Origin of the sequence: Thalassospira sp. HF15, assembly GCF_011806525.1 — a bacterium.
Classification (GTDB): domain Bacteria; phylum Pseudomonadota; class Alphaproteobacteria; order Rhodospirillales; family Thalassospiraceae; genus Thalassospira.
On record NZ_JAAVKI010000002.1, the window covers coordinates 226,477 to 240,929 of the forward strand.

General features: G+C 53.8%; 14 protein-coding genes. 6 read left to right on the top strand and 8 right to left on the bottom strand.

Translation table 11 applies throughout. From position 1 onward, the window contains the following. Positions 1-13: 13 nt before the first annotated feature. On the bottom strand, positions 14-1,006 hold the full coding sequence (locus tag HED22_RS04550; RefSeq protein ID WP_167719613.1) for a methyltransferase domain-containing protein: 993 nt from the start codon (positions 1,004-1,006) through the stop codon (positions 14-16). Between the two features lie 319 nt (positions 1,007-1,325). Here HED22_RS04550 and HED22_RS04555 point away from each other — a divergent pair, with 319 nt between their 5' ends. The 6 genes from HED22_RS04555 to HED22_RS04580 all read left to right on the top strand — a co-directional run bounded on the left by HED22_RS04555 (position 1,326) and on the right by HED22_RS04580 (position 5,954). Continuing rightward, positions 1,326-1,760, top strand: a complete 435-nt coding sequence (locus HED22_RS04555; protein WP_167719615.1) for a YeeE/YedE family protein — start codon at positions 1,326-1,328, stop codon at positions 1,758-1,760. Then, positions 1,760-2,185, top strand: coding sequence for a DUF6691 family protein (locus tag HED22_RS04560; protein ID WP_167719617.1), 426 nt, complete (start codon positions 1,760-1,762; stop codon positions 2,183-2,185). Before HED22_RS04555 ends, HED22_RS04560 begins: the two co-directional genes overlap by 1 nt. Positions 2,186-2,385: 200 nt before the next feature. Next, positions 2,386-3,111: a gamma-glutamyl-gamma-aminobutyrate hydrolase family protein gene (locus HED22_RS04565; protein WP_167719618.1), complete on the top strand. Its 726-nt coding sequence runs from the start codon at positions 2,386-2,388 to the stop codon at positions 3,109-3,111. A gap of 212 nt (positions 3,112-3,323) precedes the next feature. Continuing rightward, a complete protein-coding gene (locus HED22_RS04570) occupies positions 3,324-4,994 on the top strand; it encodes an adenylate/guanylate cyclase domain-containing protein (RefSeq protein WP_167719620.1) in 1,671 nt (556 codons plus the stop codon). A 179-nt stretch (positions 4,995-5,173) separates the two neighbouring features. Next, complete coding sequence (locus tag HED22_RS04575) at positions 5,174-5,671, top strand: Hsp20 family protein (protein ID WP_167719622.1); 498 nt, start codon at positions 5,174-5,176, stop codon at positions 5,669-5,671. Between the two features lie 16 nt (positions 5,672-5,687). Continuing rightward, positions 5,688-5,954, top strand: a complete 267-nt coding sequence (locus HED22_RS04580; protein WP_167719624.1) for a DUF1150 family protein — start codon at positions 5,688-5,690, stop codon at positions 5,952-5,954. 89 nt (positions 5,955-6,043) lie between these two features. Here the strand turns inward: HED22_RS04580 and HED22_RS04585 are convergent, their stop codons facing one another. From HED22_RS04585 to HED22_RS04615, 7 genes are all read right to left on the bottom strand, one after another. Then, positions 6,044-6,796, bottom strand: coding sequence for an MBL fold metallo-hydrolase (locus tag HED22_RS04585; RefSeq protein ID WP_167719626.1), 753 nt, complete (start codon positions 6,794-6,796; stop codon positions 6,044-6,046). A 198-nt stretch (positions 6,797-6,994) separates the two neighbouring features. Then, positions 6,995-8,485, bottom strand: coding sequence for a PAS domain S-box protein (locus HED22_RS04590; protein WP_368484471.1), 1,491 nt, complete (start codon positions 8,483-8,485; stop codon positions 6,995-6,997). Positions 8,486-9,268: 783 nt separating this feature from the next. Beyond that, on the bottom strand, positions 9,269-10,747 hold the full coding sequence (locus tag HED22_RS04595) for a PAS domain-containing methyl-accepting chemotaxis protein (protein WP_167719628.1): 1,479 nt from the start codon (positions 10,745-10,747) through the stop codon (positions 9,269-9,271). Positions 10,748-10,841: 94 nt separating this feature from the next. Next, positions 10,842-11,306, bottom strand: coding sequence for a YcgN family cysteine cluster protein (locus HED22_RS04600; RefSeq protein ID WP_167719630.1), 465 nt, complete (start codon positions 11,304-11,306; stop codon positions 10,842-10,844). An 89-nt stretch (positions 11,307-11,395) separates the two neighbouring features. Then, a complete protein-coding gene (locus tag HED22_RS04605; RefSeq protein WP_175581117.1) occupies positions 11,396-12,721 on the bottom strand; it encodes a cobyrinate a,c-diamide synthase in 1,326 nt (441 codons plus the stop codon). An 86-nt stretch (positions 12,722-12,807) separates the two neighbouring features. After that, the gene (locus HED22_RS04610) at positions 12,808-13,422 is read right to left on the bottom strand and encodes an SCO family protein (RefSeq protein ID WP_167719632.1); all 615 of its coding nucleotides are present in this window, start codon (positions 13,420-13,422) and stop codon (positions 12,808-12,810) included. 170 nt (positions 13,423-13,592) lie between these two features. Next, positions 13,593-14,369: a sulfite exporter TauE/SafE family protein gene (locus HED22_RS04615; RefSeq protein WP_167719634.1), complete on the bottom strand. Its 777-nt coding sequence runs from the start codon at positions 14,367-14,369 to the stop codon at positions 13,593-13,595. Between the last annotated feature and the right edge of the window lie 84 nt (positions 14,370-14,453).

The window sequence follows — 14,453 nt, forward strand, 5'->3', positions numbered from 1 at the left end:
GTGGATTGCGACCTTAATGCACAGTTTGTCCGGTCTGTCCGGTCTCTCCCGAGGGCTGATCAGGAACGCCCGGCGTCATCAGATCATCGGCCATCAGGGCAAGCGCATCATTGGCGCGCGCAACAATGATACGGCCCTCGACCGGGTTGCCTTTTTCCTGACGCAGGACACCCATTGTGTCTGACAGCACAGCAAACCCGCATTCGGTCAACCATTCGCCGATGGCACGCCGATGATGGCGAAACCGCTGGCCGGGACCAAGATCAAACGGGAAGATTTCACCGTGCTCAAGACTGAAGACGATCAACCCGCCGGGTTTCATTCGGGCGTGGGCGGCCCGCAGAGCCGGGGCAAGGTCGCCCAGATAATTGAAAACATCGGCAGCAATCATCAAGCAGTAATTGGCATTGAGCTCTGCCGGCATGTCGGTGATATCCCCGGCCACCAGGGTGCTATAGAGCCCCTTGTCGCGCGCCCGGTTGATCATGCGCGGCGACAGATCGATACCATCGATGGAATCCACATGGCCCGCAAACAGCTCCGCCACCAGACCGGTGCCACAGCCAAGGTCAAGCACCTTAAGAGGCTGCAACATCTCAGGTAAATATGGACGGATTGCCTCAAACAGCAATTCCGGTCCGCGATAACCCAGGCGATCACGCAGGCTGATTTCAAAACGCGGCGCGTAATCATCAAACAGGGCACGCACATAATCCGGTGGCAACCGATCCCGAAGCGCAGCCGCCCCAAGCAATGTCAGACGCACCTCAGCACCCATTCGATCCGTCGGATCAAGCATCAGATACTGGCGGAAAGCTTCTATGGCGTTTTCGGTTTCACCAGCGCCTTGATAGATGTCACCCAAGGTAAAATGGGCTTCGTCCCAATCTCGATCAGCTGCCAATGCAGCGCGTGCAACATCAATTGCGGCAACATGGTCGCCCAGCGATACCATTGCCAAGGCGACATCAAGTCGACGACTGGCCGACAGACGATCTTTGCTCATGTGTGAAATCCGAAAAGGCGGTTTGGGCAACAGGCCGAAACTACAACCAGAGATACTGGTGTATCGTCCTATTTTCGATGTTTTGCAAGATAGATAAAAATAAATAGAATCAGTTATTTAGCTTTCTTCGAACATGAATGCGGCTGCAATCAGTCTGTGGGAGCCCAACTAAGCGACTGTAAGTGCATCATAATCGTTTCGATCAAGGGTGCCGATTGATGTCCCGCAAAGAAATTTGGCACAAATTTCCACTGACCCGTTGATAAAATCAATTGATTATCATACATGAATATAAATTTTGATTTTGATGAGTTGAATGATGGAAAACTTCACTCCGATTACGGCCCTGATTGGCGGTGGGCTTATTGGCCTGGCGTCGGGCCTTTATCTTTTGCTGAATGGCCGGATTGCGGGCATCAGTGGCATTCTTGGTGGTTTGCTGACCCCAACCAAGGCGGGCTCTGCCGTTTTTGAACGTCTTGCCTTTGTCATTGGTCTGGTTGCCGGTCCGTTCATCCTGATGAATGCAACAGAGATCGAAGCCCAGAGTTTGGTGACAAGTTCGCTTCCGGTCATCATTGTTGCCGGTCTGCTGGTCGGTCTTGGCACGACGATCGGCAGTGGCTGCACCAGTGGCCATGGTATTTGCGGCCTGTCGCGCTTTTCGCTGCGTTCGCTGGTTGCGACCCTGTCCTTTATGGCCGCGGGCTTTGTCACCGTCCTGGTGACCCGCCATCTGATGGGGGGCATGTGATGCGCACAGTTGTTTCCCTGATTTGTGGCACGATCTTTGGCTTTGGTCTTTATATCTCGGGCATGATTGATCCGCAGAAGGTTCTGGGCTTCCTTGATATCTGGGCGATTGCCGACGGTGGCTGGGATCCGAGCCTTGCCTTTGTCATGGGTGGCGGCCTTGCGGTTGCCATTCCCATTTTCCAGTTTGCCAAAAGCCGGACCGAGGCTGTCTGTGGTGGCGAAATGAGCCTGCCGACCAACCGTGCAATTACCACCAAACTGATTGTTGGTGGCGTGCTGTTTGGCACCGGTTGGGGTCTGGTCGGGTATTGCCCCGGCCCGGCATTGAGTGCCCTGGCCTTCGGACATACCGACACGATCATTTTCGTCATCGCGATGATCGTTGGCATGGGTGGGGCCCGTTTGGCTGGCCTGAACAAATAAACCCGAACTTATAATCTGCGGCCGGTCCGGTTCCCCCGACCGGATGGCTGCAGGTTTTGCAACCGCCCGTGCGTCCCGCCGGGCGGTTTCGCATTTCCGGTGAAAATTTGCGCAAAATCTCGCAGCATCGGGCTTGTCTTTGGCGTTAGAATCCCATAACTCAGCAATAGCGCCACATTGATGTCCGTAAAGGTTTCTGCATGAAGATCGGCATTCTTGAAACCGGGTTCGCCCCGGAAGAACTTCACAAAGATTTCGCTTCCTACCCCGGCATGCTCGAAAAGCTGCTTGGCGATGTTGACCCGAGCCTTGAGTTCGAAACCTGGACCGTTCTTGAAGATGTCTTTCCAGCCTCAATCCATGACGCTGATGGCTGGGTGATCATGGGCTCCAAACACGGGGTGTATGAAAACACGCCGTGGATGATCCGCCTGCAGGACTTCCTGCGCGACGCGGTTGGGGCTGGTCAGCCTGTCTTTGGCATCTGTTTCGGTCACCAGATTCTGGCAACAGCCCTTGGCGGCAAGGTCGTCAAGTCTGACAAAGGCTGGGGCGTTGGTGCCCATGAATACTCGGTCGATGCCCGCAACAGCGACTGGCTTTCCGATAGCCCAAGCACCATCCGCATCAATGCCTTCCATCAGGATCAGGTCGTTGAACCGCCGAAGAATGCCACCGTCTGGGCAAGTTCGGATTTCTGCCCGTATGCCGGTTTGCAATACGGGGATAATGCCGCCTCGATCCAGCCGCACCCGGAATTCATGAAGCCCTATGAAGAAGCCCTGTTGCAGGCCCGTCATGACCTTATTCCCGATGACGTGCACTCCGCTGCCATGAAGTCGCTTGAAACGCCGATCACAAGTGTTGATTTCGCGCGTTCCATTGTGAAATTCATGACCCGGAAGCGGATCAAATCAGCAGCCTGACCATCGGATCATACGCGAAAACACATCAAAGCCATCAGCCCGCCTGATGGCTTTTTTCGTGCCTGAGGACACAAAACACTTTATCAACCAAAAGTGCTGCATGATCCTTTTGGACCATGAACGCACCCGGATGACATGATCGACCGCAGAATGTCGGCACCAGCGGGTCAAGTTGTGAGAAACGAGCACATGAAGATTGGGCACCCGAAACGATGATCCAGAATTTGCGGCTGTATTCCGGCCTGACCATGTTTGCCTATGTGCTGACTCATCTTTTGAACCATGCCGCAGGCATCGTTTCACCGGAGTTGATGCAGACTGTCGGGAAATACACCACCGAAATCTGGCAGTTCCCGCCGCTTGAAATCCTGTTGCTGGTGTCTCTTGTCACCCACTTTTTGCTGGCAACCGGACGCCTGACAAGCCGTCGTACGTTGCGCCTGCGCAAATCGGAATGGGCGCAGATGATTTTGGGTCTGTGCATCCCGTTCCTGCTGTTTCGCCACATCATCGCCACCCGGATCATTGATCTTGGCTTTGACGTAGACTCACCGTTTGAGCGCGTTTTGCTTGATCTGGCTGTCTTTATCCCGTTTCAGGGGATTTTGCAGGCGATCACCGTGATTGTCGTCTGGGCGCATGGCTGCATCGGCATCCATTTCTGGCTTCGGGTCAAACCGTTCTATCCGAAATGGCGCAATGCGCTTGGTACCCTGTCGATCCTGATCCCGACACTGGCCCTTGCCGGTTATGGCGCGGCTGCCGCCGAAGTGATCCGCCGTGCCGAAGAAGGTGGGCGCAAATATGTGTTTGGTGTGATTGATGCCGCCAATGTCAATCAGGCGGCGATTACGTTTTATGAAAATGCCCTTCTGCCTTTCACGATTCTCAGCATCGCGCTTGCCCTCGCACCCTTTGGCGTCCGTCAGGTTCGCCAGACCTTTGACCGGGTTAAACGCGGCCCGATGCTAAGCCTGCCGAATGGGCGTTTTGTCCGCGTGCCACCGGGTGCCACGGCGCTTGAAGCACTGCGTGATGCCGGGGTGCCAATGGCATCCGTCTGTGGTGGACACGGGCGCTGCACTACATGTCGCATTCATTGTGGATCGGGCACTGATCAGCTGGCAGAACCCGGTCCGATTGAGGCCGCCGCCCTGACAAGCATTCAGGCGCCAAAGGGCATGCGCCTTGCCTGTCAGATCCGGCCGCAAAATGATCTGGCGGTCGCGCCGCTGTTGCCACCCAACGCCACCGCACGCGACGGCCGGCGTCCCGGTGGGCTTTCGGGCAGCGAAAGACAGGTTGTCTGCATCTTTATCGACTTGCGCGATTCGACCAAACTTGGCGAAAGCAAGATGCCCTATGATGTGCTTTTCATCCTCAACCAGTTCTTTGCCGAGATGACCGAAGCCCTGCGTGGCACCGGTGGATATTACGCGCAGTTTACCGGTGACGGTTTGATGGCGCTGTATGGGCATGAAAGTGATGATACGGAACGCACGATCATGCAGGCCTTTGAAGGGGCTGCTGAGATGCTGCGCCGGATCGGGGGCCTGAACGAACACTTGAAATCCGAATTGCCCCACCCGCTTCGCATCGGCATTGGCATCCATATGGGCAAGGCAATTGTCGGGGAAATGGGCCCGCCGGGCCGCGAAAACATCAGTGCGATTGGCGATACCATCAACACCACCGCGCGTCTGGAAGCCCAGACCAAGGGGCATGGCGTACCGCTGGTGATTTCCAAGACACTGTTTGATCACGGGCCGATTCCCCTGCCGGAAAATGCGGTGATGCATGAAGTTGCGCTGCGCGGCAAGGACCAGTCGGTGGCCTATTATGCGCTTGATGCCATGCCGGACCTGACACAGGGTGGCAAATAGGCGACATGCAGGCTGTGCAATGCAGGCAAGGCTTGACTATTGGCGCGAAAACCACATTTATTTGAATATATGAAACGTTCGGTGCCGAATCCCTCGGGTCGAACATCGGGATGCCCAGAACGCAGATTGCGTGGGATCCGAATATAACCACACTCGCTCTGACGGAGGAGGTGCTGCAAATGTCGCGAATTTCAATGTTCAACAGCCCGTTGCTTTTGGGTTTTGACCAGATCGAACGCGTTCTTGATCAGGTGTCGAAAACCAAGGCCGAAGGCTATCCGCCCTATAACATCGAGCAGATCGGTGAAAACAAACTGCGCATTACGGTCGCGGTTGCCGGATTTGCCGAAGACGATCTGTCGGTAACCACAGAAGACAATCAGCTGATCATTCGCGGTAAACATACCGATGATGACAGCGAACGTGTCTATATCCATCGTGGCATTGCGTCACGCCAGTTCCAGCGCTCCTTCGTGCTTGCCGAAGGCATCGAAGTGGTCGGTGCGCACCTGGATAACGGTCTTTTGCATGTTGACCTGAACAGGCCGCTTCCGGAACCGGTCGTGCGTGAAATCGCGATTGGATCAAACAAGAAAAAGGCCGTACCGTCCAAAACCATCGACATGAAAGTCGCGGAAGAGGACAGCGATGGCAATAAAGAAGACGGCAAAGCCTAACCAAGGAGTGGTTCAAATGACAAATCGAACAGCCAACCACGATACCAAAAGCGATCAGCGGATCGGCCAGGATACCGGCCTTCTTTCCAATGGTGATTTCGCTCTGTTGGGTATTCACGACTTTGCCTATATCCGTCCGGTACCCAACACCGAAGAAGACAGTGACGAAATGGTCTATGGTGTCTTCACCGCCGATGGAACGCATATTGCGTCGTTCGAAAACCATGCGGTTGCCGATGCGGCCATCCGCCAGCACGATATGGAACCCCGCGCGGTTCACTAACAGCCAATTGCATGGTCGATATTTAAAAGTGCCCGGTTTTTACCGGGCGCTTTGTGTTTATGGGCGTCATTTTCGTCCAAAAGAAAAAATCAGCGGATTTCAATCACCTCGCCGGGGGTCGCCATGCGAACCTGTTCGTTCTTCTTGATCAGACCGGCCATTTCGGCGCGGGCATCACGCTTGACGTGATAAAGCCAGAACCGCACACCGGGCATATCGGATGCCAGCTTCAAAACTGTTTCAAGATCACAATGGGCTGCATGTTGCGGATCATGTGTGATCAGGTAGGTTTCCTGAAACACAAGATCGGCCCCGGTAAACAGGGCAGCCGTATCAGCCGTGACATTACCATCCCCGGAATAGGCAAAACCCTTCTCTGCATAGCGCAGCAGAATTGCGTGGTTCTGAACACTGTGATCTGACCGCGCGAACCGGCATTCAAACGGGCCGATCGTTTCCGTTTCGGCAATGGACTGCCAAATGATGGTAAAGGGCCATGCCGATCCCAGACCGGTAAAGCCGAGCTCCATCAGTTTTTCAAGATGGGTGCGCAATTGCGGACTGCACAGGATGCGCAACGGTTTGGAGCGTCCGTCATCGCGCCAGTTCAGCATGATCGGCACCAGACCGAAAACATGATCGGGATGCATATGGGTAAAATAGATCGCATCAATGGCATCAGGATCCGGAAACTTCCCCATGAGATGCCCTGGAACGGTCGCGCCACAATCGATCAGCAGACGAAAGTCGCCCGCAGACACGACAATGGATGAATTGTCAAAGTTGGGATCAAACGCCTCACCAACACCGAGAACATCAATGCGCAGATGGTCACTGTTCATTGCCCTATCGCCCCGTACTTCCCCTGTGAACGCCGGACTCTAGCACCGAAGCGACATTGTTGTGAATTCATCACCTCAAACGCAAGCGCGTTCGGGCATTGGGCAAGCGAACATCTTTAAACTGTCACAAACATAAAAAGGGGGCGGAACCACGCAGTTCCGCCCCGATTTGACAGGTCTTCCTGATTTTCCGGGGAATCAGCGTGCAAGTACTTCCGCGGCAGTTCGGGTCCGACCAACCGAATCCCCGACCAAGCCAGACATATCAGTGATCTCACCAAGGCTTGTCGAAAGCTGTTCGACCGCAACAGCCATGCTTTGCATGTTCTGCGAGACACCATCGGTAACCGAGGTTTGTTCTTCGACAGCAGATGCGATGTTGGCAACACTGTCCCGTGCAGTTTCGATGGAGTTGCTGATTCCCTGAAGCGCATCGACCACTTCATTTGAAATTCCCTGAATACCAGAGATCTCCTCGGAAATCTGATCAGTCGCCTTTGCCGCCTGATTGGCAAGGTTTTTGACTTCATTGGCCACGACGGCGAAACCCTTGCCGGCTTCACCAGCACGGGCACTTTCGATGGTGGCATTCAGGGCCAGGAGATTAATCTGACCAGCGATGCCCTGAATGACTTCAACAATGCTGCCCATGGAAGCCACAACTTCGGACATGCGTTGTGTCGATCCGTTCGCAGACTGGGTCTGCTCAAAGGCACGTTCCGTCTCATCGCGCGACTTGTTCATGCTGCGCGCAATTTCGCTAATTGAAGCTGCCAGTTCCTCGGCACTTGCAGCGACGGTCTGAACCGTTGCTGATGTCTCTTCGGCCGAATTCGCACCGCTATGCGCAGCCCCGTCAAGCCGTTGGATATTCTGATTGATCTCGGAAAAGTTGGTATCGATCATCTCTTTGAGATCAACCAATAGCTTTACCTGATCGGTGATATCTGTTGCGAACTTGATAACCTTGAACGGATTGCCATCCTGATCGAAGATCGGGTTGTAGGATGCCTCGATCCAGATTTCCTCGCCGGTTTTGGTAATCCGTTTGAACTGTGCAGCCTGGAACTCCCCCTGGCGCAGTTTTTCCCAGAATGCCGAGTATTCGGCGCTCTTGGCGTAATCGGATTCCACAAACATGCTATGATGCTTGCCAACGATCTCTTTGAGTTCGTAGCCGAGCGCATTCAGGAAATTGGCATTTGCGGTCAGGATTGTGCCATCCAGATCAAATTCGATGACAGCCTGGGAACGGTCAATTGCCTGAAGCGTGCCGTCCTTGACTGCGGCTTCCTGACGTCTTTTGGTGATGTCAGAAGCAAACTTGACCACTTTGACCAGTTTGCCGCGCTCATCGAAGATCGGGTTATAGGTCGCTTCGATCCAGACCTTGTCCCCGTTCTTGCGGACACGCTGGAACGCCCCGGACGCATACTCCCCCGCCCGCAATTTTGTCCAGAATTCCTCGTAGGATGCGTCCTTGACGATGGCCTCTGGCACAAAAATCGAATGATGTTTGCCTTTGAGTTCAGGCAGAGAATACCCCATGACCTCAAGGAAGTTTTCGTTGGCATCCAAAATGTTGCCATTCAAGTCAAATTCAATGCGTGCCATTGATCGTCCAAGCGCAGCCGTCACTTGCTGTTCGTTCCGCGCAGTCTTGTCGCCGCCAAAAATTCCAATACCCACTTTTGTACCCTTTGTTTAGACGGGTTAAACCCGTTCGTTCCCGTCAGTCTCGCAGGATTTTTTCAACTGTTTGGCCAAACCTCTGGCAATCCATGAAAGCCCCTTGCAGTTTGGCCTTTAATCGGGATTACAGCCTTTGCTGTTTCATTTTCCGATACAGGCAATACGCTTTGGTCCGCAGAAAAGATCATTTCCGTCTATCAACGCGATCGGGTTGATCAGGCAATCATCGCGAAAGTTGGCCGTTTTCCGACCTTTCCGCCAAGCCTGCAAAATGATCCGCCCTGCAAAACGAAGAGATAAAAAAACCTCAATTTGATCAATTACGCCCACCCAGAACAATTGATCGCAGGACCAGAACATATACGTAAGTGTAGTTCAAGAAAAATTGAAATTTCCCTAACAGAAAAACAACCCAGAATAACAACCATCTGTAGAAACACCCAAACAGATGCCATTTTTGATTTATTTAACAATAGGTTAATTAAGTTTTTATCATGAACTGATGTTCGGGGCCCCAGGCAGATAGCCACACCGCAGTAGAATCAGAGGCCGTTGTTCCCCTACGTCCACTTCCTTCGGATAGCGCACAGAAAGGTCTCTCCTCGTAACCCGCCATAAGCTGGATTCCGAGACTGCCGGTCAGGCCACACAGATGTCTTGCATGATTGGTTTGCTGCCTGTCGTGGCAGGAACAAGAAAGACCCGCGCAAGCAGGATTGAACGGACCTGCGGCGACGCCCAAGGCTTCAGCATAAGAGGCGGCTTGAAATGTTGATGAGCCTATTTGGCCAGAACAGATGCGGCTTCGCGGGTCGTTTTGACTGAGTCTGCTACTTGGGATGTGGACGCCCGAATGTTTTCCAGATTGGCTGTAAGCCCTTCGACGGATGCAGACATGGCTCGCATATTCTCGGTCACGCCGCTTGTCACGGCACTTTGCTCTTCAACCGCAGAGGAAATACTTGTGACACCATCACGCACTGTTTCAACGGCCTTTTGGATGGTTTCAAGTGCACCGACAACCTCACCCGAGATTGCTTGAATACCTGATATTTCTTCCGAGATATCCTCGGTCGCCTTGGCGGCCTGATTGGCAAGGTTTTTGACCTCGTTGGCGACCACAGCGAACCCCTTGCCAGCCTCACCGGCGCGGGCACTTTCAATCGTTGCATTAAGTGCCAAAAGGTTGATCTGGCCCGCGATACTGCGGATGACCTCAACAATGTTACCCATGGCGTCGACAACTTGCGCCATGCGCTGGGTCGATTCATTGGCATTGACCGTTTCTTCAAAGGCACGTTCCGTTTCCGAACGCGATTGGCTCATACTGCGTGAAATTTCACTGATTGATGATGCCATCTGTTCGGCGCTGGCGGCGACGGTCTGCACCGTATTGGATGTTTCCTCGGACATCGAAACGCTTTGATCGGTCGAACGATTGAGCTCACCCAGATTGCCGTCAATTTCACCGAAGTTGGTGTCGATGATATTTTTAAGGTCGATCAGCAGGCGCGTTTGCGCTGTCACATCGGTCGCAAACTTGACCACTTTGAAAGGCTTGCCGACCGGATCAAGAACCGGATTATAAGACGCGGAAATCCAGACTTCCTTGCCACCCTTACCAATGCGCTTGTACTCGCCGGAATTGTACTTCCCGTCATTGAGATTTTTCCAAAAATCCTTGTATTCCTGAGAGTTGCGTTCTTCAGGTTCGACAAACATGCTGTGATGCTTGCCCTTGATCTCGTCGAGGGAATAACCCATCACATCAAGAAACATCTGGTTGGCCGAAATAATTGTGCCGTCGAGCTCGAACTCGATGGTTGCCTGTGACTTTTCAATTGCGCGGAAAACACTTTGCCACATGGCGCGCTCAACCCGGCGCTCGGTGATATCAGAGGCAAATTTGAAAACTCTTTTGACCTTGCCATCAGAGCCGAGAATCGGGTTGTAACTGGCTTCCAGCCAGATCATCTCGCCGTTCTTTTTTCGGCGCGCCATGGCACCTGATGCAAATTTTCCAGACCGCAAATCGGCCCAGAACTTGTCATATTCAGCCTGATCGAAAAGCTCACTTGGCATGAACATTCGATGATGTTGACCAACAATCTCTGAAAGCTCGTATCCCATGGTTTTCAGAAAGTTGTCGTTTGCAGTGATGATGGTGCCATCGGCCTCAAATTCGATCACAGCCATAGACTTGTTCAACGCATCAAAAATCTGCTGTGCATCTTTATTGCCACTGCTTTTGCCAAACATTGCCTACCCCTTGAATTGCCAGAAGTCGCCAAATACGAGCGCGTCTCTGGAGTCAGGTGGTAAGATCAATAGTGTTTTACAAGCAAACGTAGTGTCAGGCAGGCCACTTAACGATATATCGCGTCAGATCGGGATGAGCTTCGTCTTCGGGAATGGCCATACCACGCACCGACATGCCGGCCATAATGGTCGAGTCTGGCAAACCCGTCTTAAGCGGGTGCCAATCAGGCAATGGTTTGCCTTCTGCGATCAGGCGATAGGCACAGGTTGATGGCATCCAGGAGAGAGTTCCGACATTGTCTTTGGAAAGCTGCACACAGTCGGGCACGTGCTGGGTGCGGTTGGGATAATCCTTGCAGCGGCAGCTGTGACAATCAAGCAGACGACAAGCCACGGAAGTGTAGTAGACGAAATCGTCCTCGACATCCTGAAGCTTGTGCAGGCAGCATTTCCCGCAGCCATCACACAGAGATTCCCATTCGTCCTGTGTCATTTCAGCAAGCGTCTTGGTTTCCCAGAACGGTTCCGGCGGTAAAGCAGCGCAGTCTTTTTTGTCCATTGTCTCTCTCATTCGGGCCGCCAATCAGGCATGGCATATTCTAACGCGTAGATATGCCCGCGTCGAATTCAAGTCTGACAACAGTTTGATCAATTCTCTGCGATCATATGGAAGAACGAGCCAAACACGTTTCGCTCCACCAAACCGGCCGGGCCAAGATCAAGGCCCGTCGCCGTCTTCATCCGACAAAACGGCATGCCGTCTTCGGAAACCGTGGTTGCGTAATGAAATTCATGACCGCGCAGCTTCATTCCGGCCGGGCCAAACGGGGTTGGCATGCCCAACTGCGCTTCGCGGTAACCAAGATGAAGCTTGCGGCTGGCAAAGCTGGTTTCAAGCGGCAAAAGCCCAAGCATTTCATGTCGCGTTCCAGCAGCATCGACAAGCCCGTTGCCAAGGGTCATATAGCCACCGCATTCCCCATAGATCAGAACACCCCGCTTTGCCGCGTCCCGCATCCCGGCCTTAAACGCATCGGCATTGGCAAGTGTTTCGGCATGCAGTTCAGGATAGCCGCCGGGCAGATAAATCGCATCGCAATCCGGGTCGGGTGCTTCGTTTGCCAGTGGTGAGAAGAACGAAATCGACGCCCCGGCTGCATCCCAGCCATCAAGAATATGCGAGTAGCTAAAGGCAAAGGCGGCATCACGCGCCACCGCAATCTTTTGACCGAGCGGGGCAATCGTCGGTGTCTGCCTTGCGGGTTTTTCAGACTGGCCGTCTTTGTGATCGACCAAGGCGATCAGCGCATCGAGATCGACATCCTCAGCAATGATATCGGCGGCGCGATCAAGAAACGTATCAAGTTCGGAATGCTCGCCCGCCTGCACCAGACCAAGATGACGTTCGGGCAGGATCAGGTCTTCACTGCGTCGAACTGCACCCAGAATCGGCAGATCGGGCAGGTGCTTGGTGCAGGCATCAACAATCATTTGTTTGTGACGATCACTGCCCACCCGATTAAGGATCACGCCTGCAACATTGATGTCATCGCGGAACTTGGCAAAACCTGAAATCACCGCCGCAGCCGATGCAGACTGGCCTTTGACATCGACCACCAGAATAACAGGCCAGCCTGTTAAAGCCGCAAGATCGGCAGTCGATCCATCGCCGTTGGCCGCACCATCAAACAGACCCATCACACCTTCGCACATCACAAAGGCTTTGCCTTTGACGTGATCGGCAGCCAGCCCCTTGATCTGGGCCGGTGTCATTGCCCATGGATCAAGATTAATGCAGGTATCGCGGCAGGCGGCGGCCTGAAAAGCAGGGTCGATGTAATCCGGCCCTGTCTTGGCCGCAGCAACGGCGTTGCCCTTGCGGGTCAGCGCCCGCAAGAGAGCCAGCGTGACGACGGTCTTGCCGCTGTTTGACGCAGGCGCCGCAATCACGATCCCCGGAATGGTGTCAGGCATTTAGGGTCAGGACCTATTCATTTGGTGTGAATGGTTCACAGAGCCGATTTCATCTGCCGCAATCATGGCATTGACAGCGGCAATAATCAGCCGTTCTTTTTAACCGCTTCGGTCACGCCTTTTGCCATGTCTTCGGGGCTTGTGCCGTAATTGAAGTGGCGCACAAACTGCCCGTCACGGTCCATCAGATAGACAAATGACGAATGATCCATCAGGTAGGTGTCGGTGTCTTCCGGCTGCCCCTCCGGGATGGATTTGGCATAATAAACCCGATAGGCCTTCGCCGCCGCAGTTGTCTGTTCCACCGTGCCGGTCAGACCGACCATGCGATCATGGAAATAGGGGACATATTCGGCGACAGCTTCGACCGTGTCACGTTCCGGATCGACGGTGAAGAAGACCGGGGTGATGTCATCTGCAACGTCTTTTGGCATCATATCCATGGCGGTGCCCATGACCTGCAATTCGGTCGGGCAGACATCCGGGCAGAAGGTATAGCCGAAATAGGCCAGCATATATTTGCCCTTGAAGTCATCCTGGGTGACGGTTTCGCCATCCTGATTGACAAGCTCGAACGGACCGCCAATGGACGCCGCGCCAGACGAATTGGTTTCCGTGCCCATCATCATCAGACGATAGGTCAGGCCAATACCAAGAACCAGGGCAATACCCAGAATTGCCAAAAGCGTCTTTTTGCTCACGCGTCCATCCTCATATCTTTGCCGGTTACGGACAACCGATCTTTGTGCGTCACAAACTGACCGGGCACTATAAATATCCCGGCTATTCTTGCAAGCGCGGCCCCTGTGGGAAAGCTCACACTTGATCACAATCCCCTGAAAAAACAGGCCTTTGGCCAGCAGCAAACAACTTAACCCAGCGTAGTCGCCGCCAAGGTAAACAGGATCAGTCCATTAACAATCATAAGCCCGCGCCCGACCGGCACCATCAGGGCGCGAAAACGCTGGGCGGCATATTGGCCGACAAAACCAGTGACAAACAGCATCGGGACCGTGCCAAGGCCAAAGACCAGCATCACGACTCCGCCATTCAGCGCCGCCCCGGTCGCAGCCGCCATGACAAGCGCACCGTAAACCAGACCACAGGGAATAAAGCCCAGCATTACGCCAAGTAAATATCCCCGCCAGCCATAGGGGGCCGCAAAAAGCCCGCGCGCATGATTGCCAACCAGCTTGTTCCACCAGCGTGATTCGCCCGTGGATGGCAGCAAACCGCCAAGATGGGGCATCAATCCCAGAATGCCAAAAACAAGGAAAAACAAGCCCGCCAAGATCAGCAAGACCGGCCCAATCCACCATATGCGGGTCAGAGCGCTGATACTGTCGGTGAAATAGCCTGCCAACACACCGAGCAGGCAATAGGTCGACAAACGTCCAAACTGATAGGGCAAAAGCGCGGCACCGGTCAGACGGCGAAACTCGCTCATTTTCTCAGCCGGGAGCTGTTCCATCCGGCTGGTGACCTGGCTGATCACGAACGGGCCGCACATGCCAACGCAATGGGTGGCACTGCCAACCAGACCGGCCACAAGGGCGGTGAAAAGCACCCCGCCATCCGTGCGCACGATATCGGCGCATTGCGCCCAGCCGCTTTCAAGGATGCGTATCAATACCTGCTGTTCGTCCATGATCCATCCGGGTCAAAACAATTGCGCGCGATTGTACAACCGCGCACCACACCGGCAACGATATATATCAATCTGTTGCAGTGA

Excerpts from the sequence above, each read along its gene's own strand:
- HED22_RS04550 (WP_167719613.1), bottom strand. The coding sequence starts at position 1,006 with ATGAGCAAAGATCGTCTGTCGGCCAGTCGTCGACTTGATGTCGCCTTG.
- HED22_RS04555 (WP_167719615.1), top strand. The coding sequence starts at position 1,326 with ATGGAAAACTTCACTCCGATTACGGCCCTGATTGGCGGTGGGCTTATT.
- HED22_RS04560 (WP_167719617.1), top strand. The coding sequence starts at position 1,760 with ATGCGCACAGTTGTTTCCCTGATTTGTGGCACGATCTTTGGCTTTGGT.
- HED22_RS04565 (WP_167719618.1), top strand. The coding sequence starts at position 2,386 with ATGAAGATCGGCATTCTTGAAACCGGGTTCGCCCCGGAAGAACTTCAC.
- HED22_RS04570 (WP_167719620.1), top strand. The coding sequence starts at position 3,324 with ATGATCCAGAATTTGCGGCTGTATTCCGGCCTGACCATGTTTGCCTAT.
- HED22_RS04575 (WP_167719622.1), top strand. The coding sequence starts at position 5,174 with ATGTCGCGAATTTCAATGTTCAACAGCCCGTTGCTTTTGGGTTTTGAC.
- HED22_RS04580 (WP_167719624.1), top strand. The coding sequence starts at position 5,688 with ATGACAAATCGAACAGCCAACCACGATACCAAAAGCGATCAGCGGATC.
- HED22_RS04585 (WP_167719626.1), bottom strand. The coding sequence starts at position 6,796 with ATGAACAGTGACCATCTGCGCATTGATGTTCTCGGTGTTGGTGAGGCG.
- HED22_RS04595 (WP_167719628.1), bottom strand. The coding sequence starts at position 10,747 with ATGTTTGGCAAAAGCAGTGGCAATAAAGATGCACAGCAGATTTTTGAT.
- HED22_RS04600 (WP_167719630.1), bottom strand. The coding sequence starts at position 11,306 with ATGGACAAAAAAGACTGCGCTGCTTTACCGCCGGAACCGTTCTGGGAA.
- HED22_RS04605 (WP_175581117.1), bottom strand. The coding sequence starts at position 12,721 with ATGCCTGACACCATTCCGGGGATCGTGATTGCGGCGCCTGCGTCAAAC.
- HED22_RS04615 (WP_167719634.1), bottom strand. The coding sequence starts at position 14,369 with ATGGACGAACAGCAGGTATTGATACGCATCCTTGAAAGCGGCTGGGCG.